This is a genomic window from Sphingopyxis panaciterrulae, assembly GCF_014199295.1.
In the GTDB taxonomy this organism is placed as follows: Bacteria; Pseudomonadota; Alphaproteobacteria; order Sphingomonadales; family Sphingomonadaceae; genus Sphingopyxis; species Sphingopyxis panaciterrulae.
Window position 1 is genome coordinate 48,524 of the sequence record NZ_JACIJH010000004.1, and the last position, 24,466, is coordinate 72,989.

The 24,466-nt window shown below is 67.3% G+C and carries 14 protein-coding genes; 4 read left to right on the forward strand and 10 right to left on the reverse strand.

Annotated elements, in window-relative coordinates; all coding sequences use genetic code 11:
* Nucleotides 1-96: 96 nt before the first annotated feature.
* Both FHR21_RS08635 and FHR21_RS08645 read right to left on the reverse strand, forming a co-directional pair.
* Nucleotides 97-717 (reverse strand): hemerythrin domain-containing protein, encoded by a 621-nt coding sequence (locus FHR21_RS08635; RefSeq protein ID WP_338113111.1) that lies wholly within the window; start codon nt 715-717, stop codon nt 97-99.
* A 940-nt stretch (nt 718-1,657) separates the two neighbouring features.
* On the reverse strand, nt 1,658-6,166 hold the full coding sequence (locus FHR21_RS08645; protein WP_184097265.1) for an autotransporter domain-containing protein: 4,509 nt from the start codon (nt 6,164-6,166) through the stop codon (nt 1,658-1,660).
* Nucleotides 6,167-6,278: 112 nt separating this feature from the next.
* Between FHR21_RS08645 and FHR21_RS08650 the strand changes: the two genes are divergently transcribed.
* Both FHR21_RS08650 and FHR21_RS08655 read left to right on the forward strand, forming a co-directional pair.
* A complete protein-coding gene (locus FHR21_RS08650; protein WP_184097268.1) occupies nt 6,279-6,437 on the forward strand; it encodes a hypothetical protein in 159 nt (52 codons plus the stop codon).
* Complete coding sequence (locus tag FHR21_RS08655) at nt 6,434-7,234, forward strand: LytR/AlgR family response regulator transcription factor (RefSeq protein WP_184097270.1); 801 nt, start codon at nt 6,434-6,436, stop codon at nt 7,232-7,234. The genes FHR21_RS08650 and FHR21_RS08655 overlap by 4 nt, the downstream gene beginning before the upstream one ends.
* A gap of 21 nt (nt 7,235-7,255) precedes the next feature.
* Here FHR21_RS08655 and FHR21_RS08660 read toward each other — a convergent pair whose 3' ends face one another.
* Nucleotides 7,256-8,524, reverse strand: coding sequence for a sensor histidine kinase (locus FHR21_RS08660; protein WP_184097272.1), 1,269 nt, complete (start codon nt 8,522-8,524; stop codon nt 7,256-7,258).
* Between the two features lie 373 nt (nt 8,525-8,897).
* Between FHR21_RS08660 and sciP the strand changes: the two genes are divergently transcribed.
* Nucleotides 8,898-9,197, forward strand: coding sequence for a CtrA inhibitor SciP (sciP, locus tag FHR21_RS08665; RefSeq protein WP_184097274.1), 300 nt, complete (start codon nt 8,898-8,900; stop codon nt 9,195-9,197).
* 140 nt (nt 9,198-9,337) lie between these two features.
* Here the strand turns inward: sciP and FHR21_RS08670 are convergent, their stop codons facing one another.
* The 6 genes from FHR21_RS08670 to FHR21_RS08695 form a co-directional block, all read right to left on the reverse strand.
* Entirely contained in the window at nt 9,338-11,359 is a 2,022-nt protein-coding gene (locus FHR21_RS08670) for a glycoside hydrolase family 97 protein (protein WP_184097276.1), read from the reverse strand.
* A 27-nt stretch (nt 11,360-11,386) separates the two neighbouring features.
* Nucleotides 11,387-12,421, reverse strand: coding sequence for a cupin-like domain-containing protein (locus FHR21_RS08675; RefSeq protein ID WP_338113113.1), 1,035 nt, complete (start codon nt 12,419-12,421; stop codon nt 11,387-11,389).
* Nucleotides 12,414-13,877, reverse strand: coding sequence for a tryptophan 7-halogenase (locus tag FHR21_RS08680; protein WP_184097280.1), 1,464 nt, complete (start codon nt 13,875-13,877; stop codon nt 12,414-12,416). The genes FHR21_RS08675 and FHR21_RS08680 overlap by 8 nt, the downstream gene beginning before the upstream one ends.
* Complete coding sequence (locus FHR21_RS08685; RefSeq protein WP_184097282.1) at nt 13,874-15,418, reverse strand: tryptophan halogenase family protein; 1,545 nt, start codon at nt 15,416-15,418, stop codon at nt 13,874-13,876. The genes FHR21_RS08680 and FHR21_RS08685 overlap by 4 nt, the downstream gene beginning before the upstream one ends.
* Before the next feature lie 235 nt (nt 15,419-15,653).
* Nucleotides 15,654-19,022 carry a TonB-dependent receptor gene (locus FHR21_RS08690; protein WP_184097284.1) on the reverse strand — a complete coding sequence of 1,123 codons (3,369 nt, stop codon included), beginning with the start codon at nt 19,020-19,022 and terminating at the stop codon, nt 15,654-15,656.
* A 279-nt stretch (nt 19,023-19,301) separates the two neighbouring features.
* A complete protein-coding gene (locus FHR21_RS08695) occupies nt 19,302-20,834 on the reverse strand; it encodes an MFS transporter (RefSeq protein WP_246427135.1) in 1,533 nt (510 codons plus the stop codon).
* A gap of 54 nt (nt 20,835-20,888) precedes the next feature.
* Here FHR21_RS08695 and FHR21_RS08700 point away from each other — a divergent pair, with 54 nt between their 5' ends.
* Complete coding sequence (locus tag FHR21_RS08700; protein WP_184097286.1) at nt 20,889-21,893, forward strand: LacI family DNA-binding transcriptional regulator; 1,005 nt, start codon at nt 20,889-20,891, stop codon at nt 21,891-21,893.
* Between the two features lie 16 nt (nt 21,894-21,909).
* Here FHR21_RS08700 and FHR21_RS08705 read toward each other — a convergent pair whose 3' ends face one another.
* Nucleotides 21,910-24,393, reverse strand: a complete 2,484-nt coding sequence (locus FHR21_RS08705; RefSeq protein WP_184097288.1) for a glycoside hydrolase family 3 protein — start codon at nt 24,391-24,393, stop codon at nt 21,910-21,912.
* Nucleotides 24,394-24,466 lie beyond the last annotated feature (73 nt).

Below are 24,466 nucleotides of genomic sequence, written 5' to 3' on the forward strand. Positions count from 1 at the left end.
ATCCGGCGGTCGTCCGCTGTCGGCGATTGCACGGCAACCCCTTTTCATCATCGCCGCCACCTGCGGAGCGGTGTCCTATACCCTTGCCTGCCGCGGTCAGCCCTTGAGCTTTAGCTTCTTCTCGACCTTTGCCGCCGCTTTCTCTTCCTTTTTCCGGCGATTGAAGACGCGGTGCATATAGCGGACGTCGGCCGGTTGCAGATGGTCCTGCGCCGCGACGAACTGCTCTTGCTCCTCCTCGCGGATATGATGGAGATACTCGTCCTTGAGACCGGCGAACCGGCGGAGCCATCCGGGCGAGGCCATGTCACGCGCGGCCAGGTCGGCGAGCATGTCGTCGATTTCCTTATGTTCGGCAATGGCGTGCCGGGCATCATCCGTCGTCTCCGGATCGCGCAAGACCGTTGACCAGAGCGCCTGCTCCTCTGCCGCTGCGTGAGCCTTGAGTTCCTTGACCAATTCCTCGAACAGCCTTTGGCGTTCCGGCGATTTGCCCGCTGTCTCCTCGATCATCGCCAGCAAGGCGCGGTGCTTGTCATGATCTTCGACAAGACGCCCGAAGACGCCGGGATCGCCCCGGAATTTCGTTTTCGGCGTACTGCCGATGCGCGCGGCCAGGTCGGGGGCCAGTGCCATCGCCCTGGCGACCGCATCGGTCTTTGCCTGCTTGGCCGCTTTGCGTTTCGCCTTGCCGCCTTCGATTGCCTGTGTGGTCATGTCATCCTCCCTTTCAAGCCAGATCGCGCACCTTGGGTTCGCGCGCCCAATGCCGCGTTACGCCCGTTTTCATGAAAGTCTCGACCGGAACGACGCTTCGTCCGGCGCTACATTGGCCGTGTCGAGCAAGGCCTGCGTGCGCCTGCAACGGTGGCCGAAATGGTCGGTCAGATGGGCTGTGCCATCCCCATGGTCGGCCTGGCCCGGCACATTCTGGTGAAGTTCCCCGCCGCTGCCAATGGCTGTATCGACTTGCGAACTGCCCAAGCCTGGACTGTGATGGTGGAGTGAATTGGCAAGGCTCGGCGAAACATCGGGCTTTGGCATCGCAGTTCTCCACAGCTTATGATTTGGCGAGAACCCACGACGCAAGTCGGTCCCCGCTTTTCTACTGACAGAACGCTCTTTTCTATCTTGAGGTTCCGGGACATCCCGATCGTCGAGACAGGGAGCCTCCTTAGCGCGGGATGAAGGCGATACCGGAATCCGCAGCTCGAATATCAATCCGTCCGAGGACAATGTCCGTGATAAGCTTCCTTGCAACGGCCGCTTGATCGTGAGGGCGAGAATGCCGAAAAGCCCGACGCGGCCCTACCGCGGGATAACGCCCCTGGGCCTTGCCGAACGCAGGAACTCTTTGCCGCGGTCGAGCCCGCGCATATCCTCGTCGTTCGGGAACGCTCGCTCGAGTCAGCCCGAAAATCTGCTCCGGCGACCATTACGAAGCAAGCTTGCGGGCAACCTGCTTGTTCCTTCACTCCAATGCGCGTGCAATCGCCGCGATACCCTTGCTGCTCGGCCCGCGGTTCCGAAGCTCAGTCTTTTGCTCCGTGCGGTCGACGTCAGACAAGCGCCCCCGTGCCTCTCGATAGAGAGAAGCACGGGGGCCTCGTGAAGGGCGGCGCCAGCCTCGATGGTGGCAGCCCCGATCGTCCATGGTTCAGAAGCTGAAGCTGATGCTGGCTTTGGCGGCATGGTCGGCGAGACGGCTGCCGATCTGGCCGTTGTAGCTGATGCCGATCCGGGTCCGGCCGGAAATGGCGACGTCCAGCCCGGCATCGATGATCGCGGCGTCGCGCGCCACCGGCAGGCCGGCGATCCGGAAGACACTGCCGCCCGCCTGATAACGCATCGTCGTAATCGGCGCTTCGTCCCCGAACGCATGGCGCCATCCCGCCGCGGCGCGCAGGGTCGCGTCGGCCTTTCCGAGATCGAACGTCGTCGCTGCACGCAGCCCCAGCGTCGAGAAGGTGACATCGGTCGCCGCCTTGCCGCCGGAAAGGCGCGCGTCTCCGCCCGTTTCGCCGAAGGCATCGCTACGCACCCGGACATGGGCGAGGTTGGCGAACGGCTCGATCTGCGCCCGATCGAGGTCGAAGGCATAGCCCATTTCACCGAACGCCTGGAACGTGGTGCCATCATATTCGGCGCGTGCGGTGTCGCTGAACCCCGCGAAGCCGATGGTCCGCGTCGTCCGGATATTATGCCAGCTATAGGCCAGGCCGGTTCGCAGCGCGACGCCGTCCCACTGGCCGCCCGCATAGGCACCGAGGTGATAGCTGTCGGCCTTGCCCGAAGAGCCGCGCGCATCGACGTCGGCCTTCATATGGCTATAGCCGCCGGTCACGCCCAGGCGCATCGCCTCGCCTGCCCAATCGAGGCCCATCAGGATGCCGCCGGTCGAATGGTCGAGCCGCGCCGCATTGCCATTGCCGCCGAGATGCCCCCACGAACCGATCGCCTGGCCCCAGGCACCGCCGCGGCTGTCCTGTCCCGTGCTGCGCAAGCGGTCCCATATCGCCTGCCGAACGAACCGGCTGTCCTCGATCAGCGCACTGCGTGTCGAGGCGTGAATCTCGCCGGAGAGTTGATCGAAGGCATCGCGTGCCTGCGCGGCCGAGAGGGTCACGACCGCATCGGCCACCGGATCGCCCAGACCGAGGCTTTCGGTCCCGGCACCCGCCGCGATCTGGTTCGGCGTCTGCCCGATGCCCGCAAAGCTGATGCTGTTGCGCGTCAGGCGCAGCGTCACATCATTGGCATCGTAGAGGAGCGAGGGATCGAGGAAGGCGAGGTTCGTCGTGACATCCGTGAAGGTGCCGCTCACCCCGCCGTCGGCGGTGAGGATCGTGTAGTCGGTCTGCGGCCTGTAATCGCCCGCGCCGGCCAGAATCTTCACCGAGCCGCCGTCGATCGTGGCCGCGCCCGATGCGGCGATCAGGTCGCCCTCGCCCGCCGCATTGACCTCCACTTCATAGGTCGACCCGGCCGCGAAACCGATATTGCCCACAACGTTGAGCGTGCCGATCGAATTGCCCGGCGCGATGGTGCCCGACACCATCGTATCGCCCACCGTGCCCGTGCCTTGCAGGCGGCCGCCGGCCAGCACGGTCACCGCGCCGCCCAGCGCGCCGTTCACCACCAGCGTGCCCGCTTCGATGTCGGTCGTTCCGTCAAAGCCGCTGGAGTCCGCGGTCAGTTCCGTCTTGCCGCCGCCCAGATGGCGGATATTGCCGTTCCCGCCGATCGCGCCGGCAAAGGCGATATCGTCGGAGCGGTGGAACACCAGCGTCCCGTCATTGTCGACCGGACCCGCGATCGCGCCCGCCGTGCCGCCGTTGCCGAGCCGCAGGGTCGCGCCGGCGAGCAGCGCGGTGGTCCCGGTGTAGCCATGGGCCGCGGTGAAGGTCACGTCGCCGCCAAGCAACGTCACATCGCCCGAACCGGTGATCGTGCCGTCGAAGCCGATCGCATCCGAGCGGTCGAATGCCAGAACGCCGTCATTGGCGACGTCGCCCTGAATCGAGCCGGCGGTGCCGCCGTTGCCGATCTGGAGCGTTCCCGCCCTGATCTCTGTCCCGCCCGAATAGCCATTCTCGCCCGTCAGGATCAACATGCCGCTATCGTCCTTGACCAGCGCGCCGGCGCCGGACAGATTCGCGGCGATCGTCGCGACATGGGTGCCGGTCGCCGAGCCGTCACCGACGCGGATGGTGGTGGCGCCGTTGTCGCCGGCGAGCGTGATCGCATCGCCCTCGACCTGCCAGCCCTCGCCGATGAACTGCATCCCGGTGGTCGAGACGCCGCCATCGATCGTGACCAGATCCGGATTGGTCTGGAACACCGCGAATTTGCTGCCCCACGCATCCGCGCGGGCGCCATCGGCGTCGGTCCAGTTGGTGTCCGTTCCATTCCAGATGCCGCTGCCGCCGTTGACCATGCCATTGGCCACCGTCGTCGTGCCATTCCAGAACTGGATGTCGGGAACCGCGCCGGGTTCGGGATCCGGGTTTTGTCCTCCGGCGACGACGAGGTTGACCTGCTGTGCAACCGAGGTCTGGATCTGGCCGGTCGTGCCGGTCGGCATCGCGGCGATATCGAGGCCGCCATCGGTGAGCGTCCCGTCATAATCGAACAGGCGATAGACGCCCTGACCATAGCCGAGGCCGGCCGTGACGCTCAACTGTCCGTCGAGCGCGAGGTCGTTCGTCACATGGAACAGGCCGGCGCCGTTGCCGGGCGCACCCAGCGTCACGGCGATAGCCGATTCGTTCGACAGGGCCAGCGATGCCATGGTGAGGGTCTGGCCCTGCACGCCCAGCAGGATGCCGCCGTCGGCAATATCGACGGCCCCGGTGAGCGAGCCGGTGCCCGACAGCGTGCCGCCGGAAAGAATATTCGCCGCGCCGCCGAGCGAGCCGTCCACCGCCACCTGTCCGCCGTGGATGATCGTCGTCCCCGAAAACGCCGAACTGTCGCCCGTCAACCTGGTTTGCCCGGCATAATGCTCGACGCGGTGCGTGCCGGGGCCGGTCGAAACGAGACCGGCCGAATCGAGAGCTGTTGAAAAGATGTAATCGTCATCGCTATGATTGAAGACGAGCGTGCCGTCCCCGGCTCGGAAACCCAACGTCGCGGCGTCAAACGCACCCGCGCCAGCGGCGGCCTCGTCGGCCGCGGCGCCGATGGTCAGCGTGCCGATGCTGTCCGCATAGAAACCGATATAGGCCTTGCTGCCGACCGACACCGCTCCTCCGTCGGAAATGGTCAGCGCGCCCGTTCCATAACTCGCGATGGCGAGTTCGTCGCCCACGTCCAGGGCCGATGCGCTCCCCGCGCCATCGGCGCCCGACACCGTGATCGCGCCGCTGCCGACGGTGCGACCGCTGATCGTAACCGATCCCCCGGCAGTGACCAGGCCGCCAGCGGCGATGGTCAGCGTGCCGTCGCCCTGAGAGCCGACGCGGAGATTATCTTCCATCGACCAGGTCGATGCGTTGCCGGCGGCGTCGGTGCCGGAGACCAGAACCGTTCCGGTCGTGCCCAGATTGGCGGCGACATAGCCGTCTCTGGCGGCAATCACCTGCCCGCCGCCTTCGATGGTCATTTTACCGCTGCTCCAGTCCCCGACCGAAACGCTGCCATGAGCTTCGATGGTCGAGGCATTCCCCGCGCTATCCACGCCCGAAATCAGCACGATGCCATGCCCCGTGTCGTCGTCGCCCAGATTGACGTCATTGGCCGAAACTCGTCCGCCGTCGGCGACGGTCAGCAAGCCTTCTCCCCGCTCCCCGATGGTCAGGCTGGCTCCGTTGATCCATTGGGACCCCGTGCCCGTCACCATGACCTCGCTGGCGGCCTCCGATGTTCTGGCGATGATGCCGGCAAAGTTCTTGACGACCCCGCCGTCCTCGATCCGCAGCACGCCGCGACCTTCCGCGCCCACCGCCATCGGCCCGCCTTCGGCGTTCCAGGTGGAATGGGTTCCGTCGGCATTGACGCCAGAAACCAGAACGGTGCTCTCGCCCCCATCCGGGCCATAAATCGATCCACCGCGGCTGGTGACCAGCCCGCCGTCGAGGATGTTCAGCGCGCCCGTGCCGCTGCCGCTGAAGTGGCCGACATAGAATCCGCTTGTGGTCAGCCAACCGGACGAATTGCCATTGCCGTCCGTGCCCGTGATCGTCGCCGTACCGGCGCCGCCCACCCGCTCTCCGAGCGTGCCGGTCGAGGACGTGACCACGCCGCCGCCTTCGACGACAAGCATTCCCTTTCCACCTCGGCCGACGGTCAGTCCGCTATTGTTGGTCCAGGTGGACGCGTTGCCGCCGGCATCGGTGCCCGAAACCGTCACCATGCCTTCACCGTCGGCCGTATAGCCGATGACCGACGCAAAGGACGAATCCTGCTCGATCACGCCGCCATTCTCGACCGTCAGCGTACCCATGCCTTGGTCACCGACATAGATATAGCCGTCGACCACCCACGGGCTGGCCTGATCGCCGGGCACGGTCACGACGCCGTCGTTCACTTTGTCGTCGATGATTTCCTGTGCGAACGCAGGGCTTGCCGAAGCCAGGATCAGGGCCAGTGTCGAAATCCCCGCGCCGACGATCCCGCGGGCAGGATGCAGGCTTGCGGTAGCGAGCGAAATTTCCTTTAGCGGCATTCGGATAGAGGCGATATTCGTCGGGATCTTGGTCATTGGGGAGCCTTTCATGGAAGTTTCGCACAGGCCATCGGCGGCCGGGCCGAGCGTGCGGCGATTGCGGGAGGTCCCAATGGCCACCGCGCCCGGTGAATGGGATAGGCCGCGCGACGAATGGCTCAGCGCCGCGACCGACGCGATGCGGCGAGGGGTGCGGGGCGCGGACGGGCACGACGAATGGTCGACCGGCGCGACGAACGGCGCCGGCCTGAAACGGAAACCGGCAAGATGACGATTTTGAAGGTCATGGCGGTCGACGACGAGGAACTGGCGCTCCGGCGCGTCGCGCTGCTGCTGGCCGATATCGAAGGCGCGGAACTCATCGCGACCATTCAGGATCCGCTCGATGCGCTGACGCAGATCGACCGCTTGCGGCCCGACGTCCTGTTGCTGGACATCCAGATGGCCGGGCTGGGGGGCGTGGAGTTGGCCGAACATCTGCTTCAGACCGGCGGCCATTGCCCGCAGATCATATTCGTGACCGCCTTCAACCAGCACGCCGTCCGCGCCTTCGAGGCGCGCGCGGTCGATTATGTGCTGAAGCCGCTACGGGCCGACCGGCTGACCACCGCGCTCGATCACGCCCGCGACCAGATCGAACAGAAACGCGCCTCGCAGCACGCCGCCCATCTCGAACGCGTCGTCCACGAGCTGCGGCAACAGACGCCGCCCGCCGCGACCGACAGCGACGAACGGGAGATTTGGGTGCAGCGAGGCGACAATCATGTGCGCCTGCTGCTGCGGGAGGTCGAATGGGCGGAATCCGAACGCGACTATGTCCACATCCATAATCACGAGCGCGCCTTTCTGCTTCGCACGACCATGGCGGCGCTGAGCGACCGCCTGGGAAGCGAGCACTTCATCCGCGTGCGCCGATCCGCGCTGGTGCGCCTCGATCAGATCGAATCCATCCGCGATCGCGGTTATGGCAATGTCCATGTGCTGCTCCGGTCGGGAACCGAAGTGCGGGTGGGCAGAACCTATCTCAAGCCGCTGCGCGAACGCATGAGCCCCAAAGCGGCCGGATAGGCCGCGCGCCCGCGCCCCTTGCTATGCCAACTCCGCGACGCGGGTTTCACGGGTGTCGTGAAGGGCGAATTTCACCGGAAGGCGGATTTCGGACCGGAAACCGTCGGTCAGCGGGGTCGTGATCAGCGCGGCGCCCGATCCGTACATCGTTTCCAGCCGCTCTCGCGTGTTGGCAAGGCCGATGCCCAGGCCCGGTGCCGCCGGCACGGCGCGCCTCTCCCGCGCATGATCGTCGACCGTCAGGACCAGATTGCCGTCCACCGCGCGCGCCGCGATCCTCAGCCTCATGCCGCCCACGGCACTGTTGAAACCGTGCTTCATCGCATTTTCCACCAACGGCTGGAGGATGAAATTCGGGATCAGGGCCTTCCCAAGATCATCCGGGCAATCGATTTCGACGCGGAGCCGGTCGCCGAAGCGGATTTGCTCCACCCCCAGATAGGCGCGCGCCAGGGCGATCTCGTCGGTCAGCGGCTGCTCGGCGCCATCGGATTGCTCGAGGGAAAAGCGCAAAAAATCCGCCAGGCTATCCGCCATCTCGGCCGCCGCGCGTTCGTCATGGGTAATGGCCAGGGTGGAAATGGCGCTGAGCGAATTGACCATGAAATGCGGATCGAGTTGCAGGCGCAACATCTTGAGCTCCGCCTGCGCGCTGCGTGCTTCCGCGATCGCGAGGTCCAGTTTCGTCTGCGTCAGCGCGATCTCGCGCGTCTTGGAAAGATGCGCGACGAAGGACAGCCAGAGCAGTGCCGCATTGCAGGTATAAAGCGCGAAATAGATGGTCCAGGTTATCAGGAGCAATTTGGGGTTCGTGTCCGGCATGACATGATCCGGAAAGATCGGAACGAACAGCGCCTGGGTTCCGTAATCGGCGACCGTCTGCAACGATGCCGCCAGCGCGATGGTGACGATGATGGCCGGCACGGCAATGATCGCCCGCCTGTTCTGGAGAAGTCGGACCGGACCATAGAGCAGCGTCGTGATCGCAGCCGCCGTGCAAACGGTAATCGGAACGATCAGATAGGCGCTCAGCGTATGCATCTGGCCGACGAAGATCGCACCAAGCGTGACGACGGTGCTCGACGCAAGCCACAGGATCATCGAAAGCTGGAACGCCAGCCGCAGTTCGGGCGATCGCTCCCTGTTCCATCGAAACTTCATGCTTCCCCGCTTTGCCCTCTCGCCGGCCACCGACAAACCAGCCTGTCTGCGCGCGACAGCCAGACCATAATATGCTGTGGCGGGCAAGGTCCCGGGGACCGCTCCGGAGCGTGACCGCGGCGTCTCCATTTTGGCCCCGTCATCGGGATCGACCCCGATGACGTGGCGACGGCGAGCCGCTGTGGGACGATCTGCAAAGCGGGCGGCCGACGACCGTGCTGCCCGAATGGCGGCCGGCAAGCGAGATCGTCCACGCGGTCTTCCCCTCGCGACGCGGCCTGCTGTCGTCGGTGCGCTCGCTGCTCGATTAACTGGCGGACGAATGTACCGCACGGCGACGCCGCGTTTCGGAAATGGGGTCGGGGATGAAGCCCGGCCCACCCCGGCGCGACGCACGGCTCGTCGCAGCGAGGATGTTTTGGCAAGCTTTTGTTAACCTGGTTCGCGCAGGCAGGGCGCGGGGGGCACGAAGCGGCATCGCCGCGCGAATGGAGAATTCGTTGTGCTCGAACAAAAGGCCGATCGGCCGGCGTCCGTGATGGGACCATTGGGTCCGCTGACCCTGGAGGATTTGCCGTCTTCCAGCACCACCTATTGGGTCTGCCGCCGCAAGGCGGAGGTGCTGGCCGCGATCGACGGCGGGTTGCTCAGCGTCGAGGAAGCTCGCGCGCGCTACCGGCTGAGCCACGAGGAACTCGCGGGATGGCGCCGCACGATCGAACGCGCCGGCGTTGCGGGGCTGCGCATCACGCGCCTGAAGCAATATCGCAAGCCCGCCGCCGGCCAGGGCGGCGTGCGTTAAATCTGGATCACCCTATCCCGTTCGCCCTGAGCTTGTCGAAGGGCCGTTCTTTCTTTCGGGCGTAGCAAGAAAAAGGACGGTGCTTCGACAAGCTCAGCACGAACGGAAGAAAGGGTGGTGCAGATTTAACGCACGCCGCTTTAATCGAGCAATTTGAACCTTATCGCCGCCCCGCCCCCCGGCGCGAGGGCGAGCGGCAATGTGTCGGCGCGCGTCACGATCCGCTTGCCGATCGCCAGCGCCTCGGGGTTGGTGCGGTAATCGGCCCCCGGCGCGTCGGCATAGATCTGCGCCTCATACCGCTTGCCCGGCGCCAGGAAGGACAGCGGCTGGCTCAGATCGCGCGCCTCCTCGTCGCCGATCGCACCCAGATACCAGTCGCCGCCGCCGCGCGCCTGCCGCGCGACGACGACATAGTCGCCGATTGCGCCCTGCAGCGTCTTCGATGTCTCCCAGTCGGTCGGCACGTCGCGGATGAACCGAAAGGCATCGGGACGCGCCTCGTAATTTTCGGGCAGGTCGGCCGCCATCTGGATCGGCGAATAGACGACGACATATTCGGCAAGCTGTGTCGCCAGCGTCGACTGGACGCGCCGCGTCAGTTCCTTGCCGCCGCGCGCGATGTCGAAGATGCCCGGCGTGAAATCCATCGGCCCGCCGAGCAGCCGGGTGAAGGGCAATATCGTCATATGCTCGGGCGGGTTGGTCGGATTGCCCCAGGCGTTGAACTCCTGCCCGCGCGCGCCCTCGCGGCTGACCCAGTTCGGCCAGGTGCGGCGCAGCCCCGTGTCCTTGACCGGCTCGTGCGTGTCGATGGCGATATGATATTGCGCCGCGCGCTTCACCACGTCGAGATGATGGCGCACCGCATATTGGCCCGCGAACCATTGCGGCCCGCCGTCGCCGTCGACGATCGTGCCGCTCGGGCGAACATAGCCGGTCTTGACCACCGACACGCCGTGATCGGCATAGAGTTTCAGCGCACCATCAAGCTGCCGCGCATAATTTTCGATCGCCCCCGCGGTCTCGTTATGCCCGATCAGCTTCACCCCCTTCGCTTTCCCGTAGCGGGCGATCGCGTCGATGTCGAAATCGGGATAAGCCTCGGTGAAGCTGAACTTGTCGCCGTTCGCGGTCCAGTCGCCGTCCCAGCCCTTGTTCCAGCCTTCGACCAGCACGCCGTCGAAGCCGTATTTCGCCGCGAAATCCATATAATGCTTCACATTGGCGGTGTTGGCGCCATGCTTCGGCCCGCTCGCCCAGGTCGATTTATCGAGGTGCATCTCCCACCAGATGCCGACATATTTGCCGGGCTTGAACCATTGGCCGATGTCGGGAAGCTTGTTCGGTTCGTTGAGGTTCAGCGTGATGCGGCTGTCGGCGAGCGCGCCGGGGCTGTCGCCGACCAGCACGGTGCGCCACGGCGTCGCGAACGGCCCCGTCTTCTTCGCCAGCGTCCCGTCGGGCCACGGCATCAGCCACGCCGAATAGCCGCCCGCGCCGTCGCCCGCGAGCAGCATCGACGGGAAATCGACCAGCGCCGCCTCGTGGAAACTCAGATAGAGGCCGTTGTCGCCCTTCAGCGTCAGCGGCGTCTCCGCCAGCGTGACGCGCCGCGCGTCGCTCTCCTTGTAGAGATATTCGTCGCGGTCGACGCCGAGCGCCTCGTACCACCACGCCCGATAGGCGCCGACGGTGCGGAACTGGCTGTGGTCGGCGGTCACCGCCACCGCCTGCCCTGCCGGAATGCCCGCATAGTCATAGCGAAAGCCGAAGCCGTCGTCGAACAGGCGAAAGGTCACGCCGACCGCTTGGCTGAGCGGGGTATCGCCCGCCAGCGTGACCTTCAGCTCGCTATGCTTGTCGCGGATCAGCCGCTGCTCGCCCCACGGCTGTTCCCATGTCGTGTCCGACGCGCTGCGCGCGGTGCTGGTGATCGCGGTGTAGCGCGGGTCGGCCTCGCCCGCGAAGGCGAGCCCGAGCCGCGACGGCGCGATCACCTCCGTCCCGCCGCGCGTCACCGCATAGAGCGCCCGGCCGTCCGCCACCGACACGCACAGCTCCAGCACCGCGCCGGGCGAACGCACGCATTCGCGCGCCGCCGCGGGGGTCGCCATCGCGAGCATCGACAGGCCGAGCAACAGGGTGGTTTTCGGGGTCATGGGGCGTTTCTCTTTGCTGGGGAAGGATCAGGACCGGAAGGCGGCGGCGAGCCGGCGGCGCAGATCGGCGCGCTCGCCCGGCCGCATCGCGCCGAGCGCGCCGCGCAGGCTTTCGGGAATATGGCCGGCCGATGTTTCGGGATCGCCGAACACATGCGCCTCGAACATCGTCCGCCAATAGGCGCGCGCGCCAGGCTGCAGATCCCGGAGCGCGAGCAGCGCGGCGAGGAAGACATGGTACGGCTCGTCATCGCCGCCCCACCAGTAGTTGACCATCGCGTTGAACGGACCCAGCGACGTCACATGATGCCACCAGTAACGCGGCAGGAACAGTGCATCGCCGGCCTCGATCCACGCGACGCGCGCCGCCGCCATCGCCTCGCGGAACCGCGGAAAACGCTCGAAATCGGGCATCTCGGGGTCGGCAAGCGACAAGGGCGGCGGATTGCCGAGCGGCCCGATATAAAGGTTCGCGACCTGCTCGGGTGGGAAGAGCAGGAAGCGTCGCCGCCCCGCGATCACGCAGGCGAGATTATGATCGCGGTCGTTATGCGTCTGCGTCCTGACCGCGCCGCCCAGCCACAGCTTCGGCCCGATATCGGCGGACAGCAGCGGCATCGGGTTCTGCGCCACGAAATCGGGCATCGCCTCGGCGAGCGGGAGCATCTGGATCGCTGCGGTCGGCGCATCCTCGCGCCCCTCCAGCGCCGCGATCCGCGCCAGCGCCTCGCGCAGCGGCACGCGGCGTTTGGTGAAGCTGAACTCGCGCATGTCGGCGCGATAGGCGAAGCGTCCCTTCGACCGCGCGGATGCCTCCATCAGCGGCACCGGCGCGCCGCGGTCGAGCCCCGCCAGATAGCTTGTCAGGTGGCCGGGCGACGCGCGCCCGGCCGCCAGTGCGACCCAGTCGTCGAAGAGCCCCTTCAGCACGACGGGATGTCCGGCCGCGACGATAGCGGCGAAATCGGCGGGCGCCGGCACGCGGCGGACCGCGACGCGCGGTGACGCATCGAGCGGCGACGGCGCCGCCGGCGGCGGGTCGAGACGCGTCGGCTCAGCCACGCCGGGCGATCCGCGCCAGCATCGCATCGTGCGTCGGCTGGCGCAGCACCTGCTCGCGCACGAAGCCCAGCATCGCGCGGAAATGCGCCGCCGCCGTCTCGTCCGCCAGCCGGTCGGCAGACGGCCGCCAGCCCTCGGGCACCACGCCCAGCCCGGTGAGCAGCGCCCGCCACGCGTCGGGCGGCAGGCTCTCCCCCTCCTGCGGCGCGATCTCGCCGCGAGCGCGGAACAGCGCGATCAGATGCGCCAGCTCGACCGAGCGCGGCAGCGCCCGCGCCGTGTCCCAGAAGGCGCCCGCATGGCGCTGCAAGGCAAAATAGGCGACCTCGAAATCGCGCACCCGCGCGACGTGCATCGTCATCAGCCGGTTATACTCGGCGCGCCGCGCCGCCATCGCCCCGTCCGCCGGAAAACAGGCGATCAGATGAACGAGCCCAAGCTGCAACCCGTGCAGCGCGAAGCCGTGCAGCGGATCGAACGCCGCCGCCGCCTCGCCGACACCCACGACGTTCGCGGTCCACGGCCGGCTGGCAGCGCCCGGCGCCACCCCCCGGACAGCCACCGCCTCCAGTTCCAGCCCGCTCGCCGCCGCCGCCGCGCGCAGCGCCTCTTCATCGCTCGCATCCCGCCAGACATGCGCGACATGCACATGCGTCAGCGCCGGATAGAGGCCGGTCCAGCCGTCCGCCCCCGCGCGCACCTCCGCACAGGGCGGCACCGTCGCCCCGCGCGGCGCCAGCGCGGTCAGCATCCGGTCGCCCGGCGCATCCCAGCCCTCGAACGCTTCGCCCAGCGCTCCGCGCAGCAGCGCGCCCTCGCGCGTCGCATCGACGAACAGCGCCGCCTCGACCCGCGTCCCGTCGTCGAGGCGCAGCGCCGCAATCCCCGCGCCGTCACGCTCGGCCGCGACCGCGCCCGCCTCGAACACCCGCACCCCCAGATGCGCCGCAATCGCCTTCAGGCTCTTCGCATAGCCGGCGGCGGGCAGGTGATAGCCGTAATCGGCGCGGCCATAGCGCGCGCTCGCCGCATCGGGCAGGAACAGCCGCCCCTGCCGCGCCGCGGTCGCGGTCAGCGAGAAATCGTCGAGCCCGGCGCCCAGCCCCCGATGCCGCGCCTTCACCCAGTGGGGAAAGAAATCCTCCCCCGCGACGGCGGTGCCGATCCCGCCGTGCGCGAGCAGCAGCGGCGCCTGCCCCGCCCCGCTCGCGTCGCCGATGCTCTGCCCCAGCGTGAAGGCGCCGCGCGCCGTGCGCAGCAGCGCCGCCTCGTCGATGCCGATCCGCGCGTGCAGCGCCTCGATCCCCGGCCACGCGCGCCAGACGTCGCCCGGCGCCGCGTCGCCGGGCAGCGCCACCGCGCACACCTCGACCCCCCCCGGCGCCAGCGCGCGCCGCAGCGCCGCCGCCGTCAGCCACAGCGGCGCATCGCGCCCGAGGATGGCGACGACGCTCATGCCGCGCTCGCCATGCCGGGCAGCACGACGCCCTCGGCCGCGCAAGTGCCCGCGATATAGTCGGCGAGCGGCGTCATCTCGGCGGCGTTGATCGCGATCCGCTCCGCCAGCTCGTCGAGCCGCCGCTGCAATTCGGGCAGCGGCAGCCGCTCGGCGAGCGGGCTGCAGGCGCGCGGCACGATCCCCTGCCCCTCGAACACCGACAGCCAGCTATCGCGCGAAAAGAGGCCGAGCGCATAGTCGGGCGCGATCGCACTTTCGCGATACAGCGCGATCTTGTGCGCCAGGCTGTCGGGCAGCGTCATGTGGCGCAGATGGTCCCACAGCGGCTCGCCCTCGCGCGCGTTCGCCGCATAGTGGAGGACGATGAAATCGCGGGTGCGGTCGTAATGGATCTCGAACAATCGGTTGAACTCGGCGCGCAGCCGCGCATCGACCTTGTCCCCGCGGCGCGGCATCAGCGCCGCCAGGTCGGTCACCGCCGCCTGGATCAGGAAGATGCTCGTCGATTCGAGCGGCTCCAGGAACCCGCTCGACAGGCCGATCGCCGCGACATTGCCCGCCCAGCCCGCGCCACGCCGCCCGGCCTGAAAGCGCAGCAGCCGCGGCTCGCCCCGCGCCGCGCCGTCGATCGCGCCGCGCAAAGTGCGCTCGGCCTCCTCCTCGCTGCAAAAGCCGCTGGCGAAGACATGGCCGTTGCCGGTGCGATGCTGAAGCGGGATGCGCCAGGTCCAGCCGCCGCGCTGCGCGGTGCAGCGGGTCAGCGGGATCAGCGGCGCCGTCCCCTCGCACGCCAGCGCCAGCGCGCGGTCGCACGGCAGCCATTCGCTCCAGTCGCGCCACGGTACCCCCAGCGTCTGCCCGAGCAGCAGCGAGCGGAATCCCGAACAGTCGACGAACAGGTCGCCCGCGACCTCCGCGCCCGATTCCAGCGTCAGCGCCGCGACGTCGCCGCTCTCGCCGTCGCGCGCAACGTCGACGACCTGACCCTCCATCCGCCGCACCCCGCGCGCGGTCGCCCACTGGCGCAGGTGCCGCGCATAGAGGCCGGCGTCGAAATGATAGGCATAGGCATAGGCCGAGCGGATCGACGCCGGGTCTTCGCCCGGATGCTCGAAGGCGGCGGCGCGGCCCGCCGCGACCGCGAAGCTGTAGGCCTGAAGCGACCGCGTATCGCTGCCCGCCAGCCGCGCCCGCGCATGGTGATGCTGGAAATCGGCGCCCGCCCAGCGCTCGCCGAAGGTGCCGAAGGGGTGGATATAACGCTCGCCCGCGCGGCCCCAGCCGACGAACTCGATGCCGATCTTGAAGCTCGCCATCGTCGCGCGCATGAACTCGGCCTCGTCGAGGCCCAGCATGTCGTTGAAATCCTTGATATGCGGCAGCGTCGCCTCGCCGACCCCGACCGTGCCGATGGCATCGGATTCGATCAGCGTGATGTCGTAATCGGCGGCGGGCAGCAGCCGCGCCAGCCCGGCCGCCGCCATCCAGCCCGCGGTGCCGCCGCCCAATATGACGATCCGATAGGGGCTGTCCGTCATCGCCGCTCCATTGTCATCGAAGCGGGCCAATCCATGGCGCCCGCCCTCCCCGCATCGTCATGCTGAACGTGTTTCAGCATCCATGGCCAGATCTCTCCTTCCGCGCCGCGCCCTGTTCGAGGGCGGACCATGGACCCTGAAACAAGTTCAGGGTGACGAGGGGGAGGAACCTGCGCTGTCAAGACTATCGCTCCCCCAAAAAGGGGCGACCGCCCGGCCGCCCCCTCCCCCTTGGTCAGAATTTCACACGCGCCCCGAACTGGAAGCGGCGGTCGACCCGGCCCCAGTTGGCGTCGCGATAGACCGGCTTGGCCCCCGGCGTCAGCGCCGTGTCGCCAAAGATCTGCTGCTGATAGACGGTCGTCGTGTTCAGCAGATTCTGCCCCTCGATCGACAGCTCCAGCCACGGCGTCGGCGAAAAGCGGATCGACCCGTCGAGGAAGCCGACCGGTTTCTGGAACACCGGCAGGCCGATGCAGCAGTCGAGGTTGTTGGTCAGGAAGCGCGAGCGCCAGTTATAGGCGAGGCGCAGCGCCACCGGTCCCTTCTCGTACAGGCCCACGATGTTGAACGTATGCTTGGAAATGCCCGCGAGCCGGTGCGAGTCGATCACCGCGCCGCGCCCGCCCGACACGTCGAGACCCGCCCCGAAGCCGCCGGTGCCGCCGCCGTCGAGCGCGCCCTGCGTCGCAAGGTTCGAATTGCTGATGCCGCTCTGCTCGACCAGCGTATAATTCGCCTGCATCCCCAGCCCCGACAGCAATCCGGGCAGGAAGTCGAAGAAGGTCTGGAACCCTGCTTCGAGGCCGTAAAGCTCGCCGCCGTCCTTCACGTTGCGCGGCCCGCGCATCACCACCGTCTGCTCCGACCCGCCATTGTCGAAGCTGCGGATGAACTCGCCATAGGACACGGTGTTGCGCAGCTTCTTGTAGAAGATGTCGGCGTGGAACGAGGTCGCGCCGCGATAATGTTCGAAGGTCAGGTCGAACTGGTCGGCGAGCACCGGCTTCAGCCCCGCAAAGCCCGATTCGGCGCGGAAGATGAAATTATAGCCGGTGATGTTGCCGGCGCCGTCGCGGACGATGAACGGGCTGTCGGCGCTCGTGTCGATCAGCGGCGCCTGGATCGACACATAGTTGCGAAGCAGGCCGAAATCGGGCCGCGCCATCGCCCGCGAATAGCCGAAGCGGACGAAATTATGGTCGTCGAGCCCGAAGCGGACGTTCAGGCTGGGCAGGACGTTGGTGTAGGACGCCTTGAAATTGTTCGGCGTCCCGCTGCCGTCGGCAAAGGCGATCAGATCGTCGGTCAGATAGCAGGCCGGATTGACCACCGCGTCGGGACCCAGCGGCGTGCCGCACGGCGTCAGCAGCAACTGGGTGAATATATTGGGCTGCGGGAAGCCGACGCTGCCCGTGCTGTCGATGTCGGTGCGGACGATACGAACGCCGATGTTGCCGCGCACATTGACGCCGCCCAGCATCGCATTGTCGCCGCCGAAGCGCAGCATCGCATAGGCCGCCTTGGTCTTCTCGGTCGCCTTCATCACCTCGGGCGGGGTGAAGCAGCCGACGGTCGCCTCGGCGCGGTCGCAGATCGGCGACCAGCCGGGCAGGATCGGCGGGCTGGTGTTCGGCCCCGCCAGCCCCTCGACCAGCTTGGCGCGGTCGCGGATCGCCTCGCGGCTCAGATAGACCAGATCGCCATTGTCATAGGCGCTGCCGTTGTAGAAGCCGCCGCCCAGGCTGTAGGGCACGAACAGCCCCGCGCCATAGCCCTGGAAATCGGGCCGCGCGCCGCATCCGGCGGGATAGGCGGCGGGCGTGCTGTTGTCGACGTTGAAGCCCGGCCCGTTGCAGTTCCACGACGCCGCGATCGGCGTCCAGTTGAACGAGGAATAGCGGATATTCTGCTCGCGGTCCGAATAGCGGACGCCGACCTTCAGCGAATCGATCCAGTCGCTGCCCTCGAACTCGTAATCGACGTCGGCCTTCAGCGCGAGTTCCTCGGCGTCATTATCCTCCAGATGCGCCTGGATGAACGGCATCCAGTAATTGTGCGGATTGGCGAGGCCGCCGTCGGCGTAGTTGACGCCCGACCCCGGCAGCAGCCTTATCTCGGGCGTGCCGTCCTTGTTCACGCTGTAATCATAATCGGCCATCGACCCGGTCGCGACCAGGATATCGTCGTTGGTGGTCTTCGCCTTGATCCACTGCGCGTCGAAATTGACATGCAGCCGGTCGGTCGCGTCCCATTGCAGATTGGCCGACAGGTCGCGCGTCTTTTCGCGGTGGTCGAAATTGCGCGCCTCGTTCTGGAAATACATCCCGTTGGTGCAGGCGGCGGGATCGGGGCAATAGCTGACGAAGGGCTGGCCGGGGACGGCCGATCCGGTGTCGGTCATCACCCCCGCATTCTCGAAGCTGCCGCGCCAGCTCCCATAGGCCTGGGTCAGCAGGCCCGATTCGAGCATCCCGTCGGCGCCGAAGACGAAGGGCGAGCTGCCGATCTGCGGGCGCAGGATGGTCGAGGCGACCGGGTTGAACGCGGGCGTGCCGAAATAGGTGCCCTCGAGGATCGCGTGCGAGGCATTTTCCAGCCAGGCGTTGTGATAGGTCGACTGGATGAACTGCACGCTCGCGCGCACGTCGCCGGTCGGGCTTTCATATTGCCCGGCCAGCGCGATGCCCTCGCGCGTGCGGTCGTAATCGACCTGCGAATAGCGGATGCCGTCGGGGGCGAACGCCCAGCCGGTGCCGCCGAAGGGGTTGGCGTCGCAATGGACGCTGCCGTCGGCGTCGACCACCCCGCTGCCGTCGGGATTGACCGCGCCCGCCGAGCAATAGGTGCGGATCTTGTCCATGATGACGCTTTCGGTCCGCGTCACGACATGGCTGCGCGCATAGTCGGCCATCAGGCCGAAGCGGCCCGCGGGCGTGTCGAAGGTCTTGCTGATCAGCGCGGAGAATTCGCCGTTCCACTTGTCCGACCGGTCGCCATAGGTCGCCTTGGCATTGGCGGTGACGATCAGCCCCGGCTCGTCGAACGGCAGCCGCGTGCGCAGGTCGACGGTGCCCGCGATCCCGCCCTCGATCATGTCGGCGGTCTGGTTCTTGTAGGCGTCGATACGCGCCATCAGCTCGGGCGAGATATCGTTGAAATTCAGCCCGCGATAGCTATCGGCCGAAAAGCTGTCGCGCCCGTTGACCTCGGTGCGCACGAAGGTCAGGCCGCGGATCAGAACGCCGGCCGGCTCGCCCGACGGGTGAGTGCTGTCGTCGGTGGACTGGAGCCGCGACACGGTGATGCCCGGCACGCGCTGCAGCGCGCTCGACACCGAATTGTCGGGAAAGGCGCCGATATCGGTCGCGTCGATCGAATCGACGACGGTCTCGGCATTCTTCTTGCGCTCCTGCGCCGTCTGCAGCGCGCTGCGCACGCCGACGACGACGATATCGCTGCCGCTGCCGGCAGTCTCGTCCGCCGGCGCGGCCGCATCCTGCGCCGCGGCCGGCGCCGCCACCAGCAATCCCGCGCCCGCCAGCACCGCCAGCGACACCCCACCGCGCAACCGCGCACCGATTCCGAATCCCTTGAGCGTCATGGCTCTCCCCTTCCCTGATCCGCCCATTGGCTGGGCCTATCGTTCGCACAGCATGGGCGGCCGATCGTCGCGCCATCTGTTTGCACTTTTTTGCGTATTATTGCAGAATAGGCAAGCCCGTTTTATATGGGCTTCATCCAATTGATTTTATGAATTATTTCTCTGTTATTCTCAGGATTCAAGCGGAAAATGGCTCAGAATCTGCGTGACATATCGGCTGAATACGATTGCAGAGTAGCAATATATATGCAAATATTTGCATATGCCATCGACCTCATGCTACGCGGCACTTTCGCCAACTTCCGCGCGCGGCCCGATGAACAGCGCCGCCCCCGCGGCCAGCACGAGCAGCCCGCCGGCCAGCGCAAGCGCCGGTCCCGGCTCGCCGCCGAACAGATGGCGGATCGCCGGCCCCAGGCAGACCGCGGCGACGAGCTGCGGCACGACGAGGAAGATATTGTGGATGCCCAGATAGACGCCGACCTTCCCGGGCGCGACCGCTCCGACGATGATCGCATAGGGCAGCGACAGCACCGCCGCCCAGGCGAGCCCGATGCCGAGCGAGGCGAGCCACAGCAGGTCCGGATCGGGCAGGATCACGAACCCCGCCATCCCCGCCGCGCCGCACAGCAGGCACAGCGCATAGGTCTGCCGCTCGCCGATCCGCGCCGCGATCCCCGGCAGCGCCAGCGCCGCGAGCGCGGCGACGGCGTTATAGCCTGCGAACAGCATGCCGACCCAGTCGGCGGCGGCGTTGAATGGCGCCGATGCCGCGTCGCCGGTGCCGTAATGCGCCCGCGCCACCGCCGGCGCGGCATAGATCCACATCGCGAACAGCGCGAACCAGGTGAAGAATTGCACCAGCGCAAGCTGGCGCAGCGCGCGCGGCATGCGGCGGAAATCCTCGACGATCTGGAGCATCCCCAGCGCCCCGTCACCGCGCGCGCGGCGCCGCGCCACCGCGATCTCGGCCGCCCCGACCAGCAGCGCGGCCCCGGCGAGCAGCGCGACCTCCCATTGCCAGCCCCGCGCGAGCGCGACGGCCAGCAGCCCCGCGCCCCCGGCGGCAAGCGCCCAGGCGCGGCGCAGCACCGGCGGCTCGCCCATCTCGCCTTCGCGTGCCACGCGCCGCAGGGACGCGTCGGCGGGCCGCTCGCGGGTGGTCAGCACGGTCCACAGCATCGAGGCGAGCAGGCAGGCGGCCCCGATGTAGAAGGCATAGCGCACCGACGACGGCAGCCCGCCCGCCTCGCCGACCCCCGACACGCCGAACCAGTTGACCAGCACCCACGGCAGCGACGAGGCGAAGACCGCGCCGGTGCCGATGAAGAAGACCTGCACCGCATAGCCGCGCGCCCGCTGCGTGTGCGGCAGATTGTCGGCGACCAGCGCGCGCGAGGGGTCCATTGCGATATTGTTCGACGCGGTGAGCAGCCACAGCGCCGCGATCGCCGCCCACAGCGTCGCGGCATTGGGCATCAGGACCAGCGCGAGCGCCGACAGCAGCCCGCCCGCGACCAGAAAGGGCCGGCGCCTGCCGTGGCGCGAGCGCGAATGATCGCTCAGATGCCCGATGATCGGCTGGACGATCAGTCCGGTGATCGGCCCCGCGATCCACAGCAGAGGCAGTTCGGCGACGTCGGCGCCGAGCGCCTGGAAGATGCGGCTCGTATTGGCATTCTGCAGCCCCCAGACGATCTGGATGCCGAACAGCGCAAAGCACATGCTCCACAGGCGAAAGCCGTCCGCCGCGCCCGCGCGCGGCGGCTCGCTGCGAAATACCGCCCCCTCACCGCTCTGCAAATCTTGCATTGCCCTCCCCCGCGCGGCTAACGCTCGCCCACGTCAGACACGGATGATCTGTTCATGACCCACAGCAATACCAGATTGGAAGACCTCGCAAAGATGGCGGGAGTCTCGATCTCGACCGTGTCGCGCGCGCTCAACGATCATCCGCTCATCAGCCTCAAGACCAAGAAGCGCATCTGGGCGCTGGCGCGCGAGAACAACTATCCCTTTCGCAGTTCGATGCCCGCGGCGCCGCTCGGGTCCGAAGGCTCGATCGTCGTCGTCACCCCGCATATGCAGGGCCGGCCGCTGCCGCTCTCGCACCCCTTCTTCCTCGAACTGCTGGCGAGCATCGGCGAGGCGGCGCGCGCGCGCGACTGCGACTTCACCGTCAGCCACACCGCACCGCGCGATTTCGACGATCTCGTCGCGGTGACGACGACCAGCCGCGCCAAGGGCGTGATCTTCCTCGGCCAGTCGATGCTCCACGACGAATTCAACCGACTCGCCGACTCGAATGGCAATTTCGTCGTCTGGGGCGCACATCTGCCGGGACAGAAATATCGCTCGGTCGGCTCGGACAATCTGCTCGGCGGCCGCCGCGCGACGCTCCACCTCCTCCGCCTCGGCCGCCGCCGCATCGCCTTCCTCGGCAGCAGCGACCCGGAGGCGATGCAGCGCCACCAGGGCTATCTCGAGGCGCTCGAGGCGAGCGACGTGGCTTTCGATGTCGCGCTCGATATCCGCGTCGACTTCGGCTTCGAATCGGCGGAAAGCGCGACCACCAAACTCCTGACGCGCGGGCAGGACATCGACGGCATCGTCGCGACCAGCGACCTCATCGCGCTCGGCGCGATCCGCGCGCTGCGCAAGGGCGGGCGAATGGTGCCGAAGGATGTCTCGGTGGTCGGCTACGACGACATGCTGCTTGCGCGGCTCAGCACGCCTGCGCTCACCACGATCCAGCAGGACACGGCCGAGGCCGGGCGGCGACTGGTGTCGCAGATCATGGATTCCGATTCGGAACAGCCGCCCGAATATCTGCCGACCAATCTGATCGTGCGGGAGTCGTGCGGGGCCTGAGCGCCTCGCCCGATCCCTATTCGGCCTTCGCCGGACAGGGCAGATTCTCGCCCACCGCCTCGACCCTGGCGCCGAGCAGGGTCGCCGCAAAGCCCTTGTCGGCCGTCACCGATACCGCATAATCGACCCGCGCCAGATTGGCGCCCGCGTCGGCAAAGCAGCGCAGCGGCACCTTCAGCGTGGAGACGTCACCCACCGGCGCGGCGCGAACCATCGCGCCGATATCGAGCGGCACGCCGCCGAGCGCGAGCGTCACCGGCGCCGTCCCCGCGGCGTCGATCCGCCAGTCGAGCCGCAACGCGAAACTGTTGTTGAGCTGGCGCGTCATGTCGGCGACCGGACCCGACAGGTTGAAGGTCGCGGGACCGCTCCACACGAACGCCTTGCCGTCCTCCTGCGCATGCACGTCGACCGAGCGCGTCCGGAGCAGTCCATAGCTGCTGTCCAGCGGCGCCGATTCGACCTGCCGCGATCCGCCCGCGTCGGCAATCGACAGCGTCCACGGCGCCCGCGCGCGGCCGCCGGCGAAGAAATTCTCGACATTCATCATCGCCGCGACGTCGACGCCCAGTTCCTCGGGCAGCGTAGGCACGGTCTTGTCATCGGCATAGGTCAGGCCATAGCCGACCGCGAACTGCGGCTTTTCCACCGGCGAACGCGCGTCGGCGGGCCATGCGAAGGGCAGCGTGCCGGTGAAATCCTTCGCCGCCTTTCCATCCGCGCGCGCGACGAGCACGTCGGCCACGCCCGCCCCCTGCGACCCCGGAAGCCACGCCGCAACGAAGGCATCAGCGGCGTTGATCTCGGGATTGGTGAACAGCGGCCGGCCCGAGAGGAAGACCGCGACCACCGGCACGCCCGCGGCCTTGAGCTTCTTCAGCGTCGCAAGGTCAGTCGCTTCGGCGGGCTGATAGTCGAGCGTCGGCACGTCACCCTGAAACTCGGCATAGGGCTCCTCGCCGAACACGACGATCGCGACGTCGGGCTTGTCGGTGAAGCTGCCGTCGGCCGACAAGATCGCGCTGCCACCCGCGGCCTCGGCCGCCTGTTTCAGCCCTTCCCAGATCGTCTGGCCGTTCGGAAAATCGTCGTGGGTGACGTCAGTGCCCTGCCAACTGATCGTCCAGCCGCCCGCCTGCATCGCCATATTGTCGGCGCCCGGCCCAGCGACGAGCAGTTTGGCGCCCGGCTTGATCGGCAACAGGCCCCCATTATTCTTGAGCAGCACCAGCGATTTGGCGACCGCTTCGCGCGCGACAGCCAAATGATCGGGCGCACCGACCGCCGCGACATCGCCGCGGTCGACATGGTCGGTATCGAACAGCCCGAGCTTGTATTTGACGCGCAGGATGCGCCGCACCGCATCATCGAGCCGCTCGGCGCCGATCGTGCCGTCCTTCGCCTCGCGGAGCGTGCTTTCGTAGAGGCCCTTCCAGCTATCGGGGGCCATATACATGTCGAGCCCGGCGTTGACCGCCTGCGCGCAGTCGGTGACGCTGCATCCCGCGACCTGGCCGTGGCCGTTCCAATCGCCGACGACGAAGCCCTCGAAACCCATCTTGCCCTTGAGCGCGTCGGTCAGCAGTCCCTTGTTGCCGTGGGTCTTGACTCCGTTCCAGCTCGAGAAACTGGCCATAACGGTCAGCGCGCCGGCGTCGATCGCGGCAGGATAGCCCTGCGCATGCTTGGCGATCAGTTCGTCCTCGCCGATCTTCGCGTCGCCCTGATCCTTGCCCTCGAAGGTGCCGCCGTCGGCGAGATAATGTTTGGCGGTCGCCGCGACATGCGCGGGCCCGACCGGCCGCCCGGTCACGAGCGCCCCCTGCAGCCCCAGCACCATCGCGCGCGCATAATCGGCAACGAGCCGCGGATCGGACGAATAGCCTTCATAGCTGCGTCCCCAGCGCAGATCCTGCGGCACCGCGAGCGTCGGGGCAAAGGTCCATTCGATGCCGCTGCCCGCGATCTCGGCCGCGGTCACCGCGCCGATGCGCTGGATCAGTTCGGGATCGTGCGCCGCGCCCAGCCCAATATTGTGCGGAAACAGCGTCGCGCCGGGGATATTATTATGTCCATGCACCGCGTCGACCCCGAAGATGATCGGGATGGCGACGCCATTGTCCTGCGGCTGCAGCGACACGGCGCGGAACTCGCCGACCAGCGCCGCCCAGTCGGCCGCGCTCGACCGCTCATTGCCATTGGGGCCGCTATTGCCGCCCGCAAGGATCGAACCGAGCGGATAGGTTTCGAGGTCCTGGGGCGTCACGGTGCTGATATCGGCCTGGATCAACTGGCCGACCTTCTGCTCGATCGTCATCCGCGCCATCAGCGCGTCGATGCGCGCCTCGGTCGCGGCGTCGGTGATCGCCGCCGGGCTCTTCGCCGCCGGCCAGAGTTCGGGATGGACGGTCGCGGCACCGGTGTCACCCTCGGGCGCCGTCGCAAGCGCCGTTCCCCCCAGCAGAAGCGCCGTCGCCATCGCAAGTGCCGTTCGCCGCATGTCTCTCCCAATCCCGATATGTGAACGTTATCAATAATCGTCTCGCATAGCCCCCGCGCGAAATCAAGGGCTA

Coding starts and splice junctions, on each gene's coding strand:
- FHR21_RS08650 (WP_184097268.1), top strand. CDS start 6,279: ATGGCCACCGCGCCCGGTGAATGGGATAGGCCGCGCGACGAATGGCTC.
- FHR21_RS08680 (WP_184097280.1), bottom strand. CDS start 13,877: ATGAGCGTCGTCGCCATCCTCGGGCGCGATGCGCCGCTGTGGCTGACG.
- FHR21_RS08635 (WP_338113111.1), bottom strand. CDS start 717: ATGACCACACAGGCAATCGAAGGCGGCAAGGCGAAACGCAAAGCGGCC.
- FHR21_RS08695 (WP_246427135.1), bottom strand. CDS start 20,834: ATGCAAGATTTGCAGAGCGGTGAGGGGGCGGTATTTCGCAGCGAGCCG.
- FHR21_RS08655 (WP_184097270.1), top strand. CDS start 6,434: ATGACGATTTTGAAGGTCATGGCGGTCGACGACGAGGAACTGGCGCTC.
- FHR21_RS08690 (WP_184097284.1), bottom strand. CDS start 19,022: ATGACGCTCAAGGGATTCGGAATCGGTGCGCGGTTGCGCGGTGGGGTG.
- FHR21_RS08685 (WP_184097282.1), bottom strand. CDS start 15,418: ATGACGGACAGCCCCTATCGGATCGTCATATTGGGCGGCGGCACCGCG.
- FHR21_RS08705 (WP_184097288.1), bottom strand. CDS start 24,393: ATGCGGCGAACGGCACTTGCGATGGCGACGGCGCTTCTGCTGGGGGGA.
- FHR21_RS08700 (WP_184097286.1), top strand. CDS start 20,889: ATGACCCACAGCAATACCAGATTGGAAGACCTCGCAAAGATGGCGGGA.
- FHR21_RS08660 (WP_184097272.1), bottom strand. CDS start 8,524: ATGGAGACGCCGCGGTCACGCTCCGGAGCGGTCCCCGGGACCTTGCCC.
- FHR21_RS08670 (WP_184097276.1), bottom strand. CDS start 11,359: ATGACCCCGAAAACCACCCTGTTGCTCGGCCTGTCGATGCTCGCGATG.
- FHR21_RS08645 (WP_184097265.1), bottom strand. CDS start 6,166: ATGCCGCTAAAGGAAATTTCGCTCGCTACCGCAAGCCTGCATCCTGCC.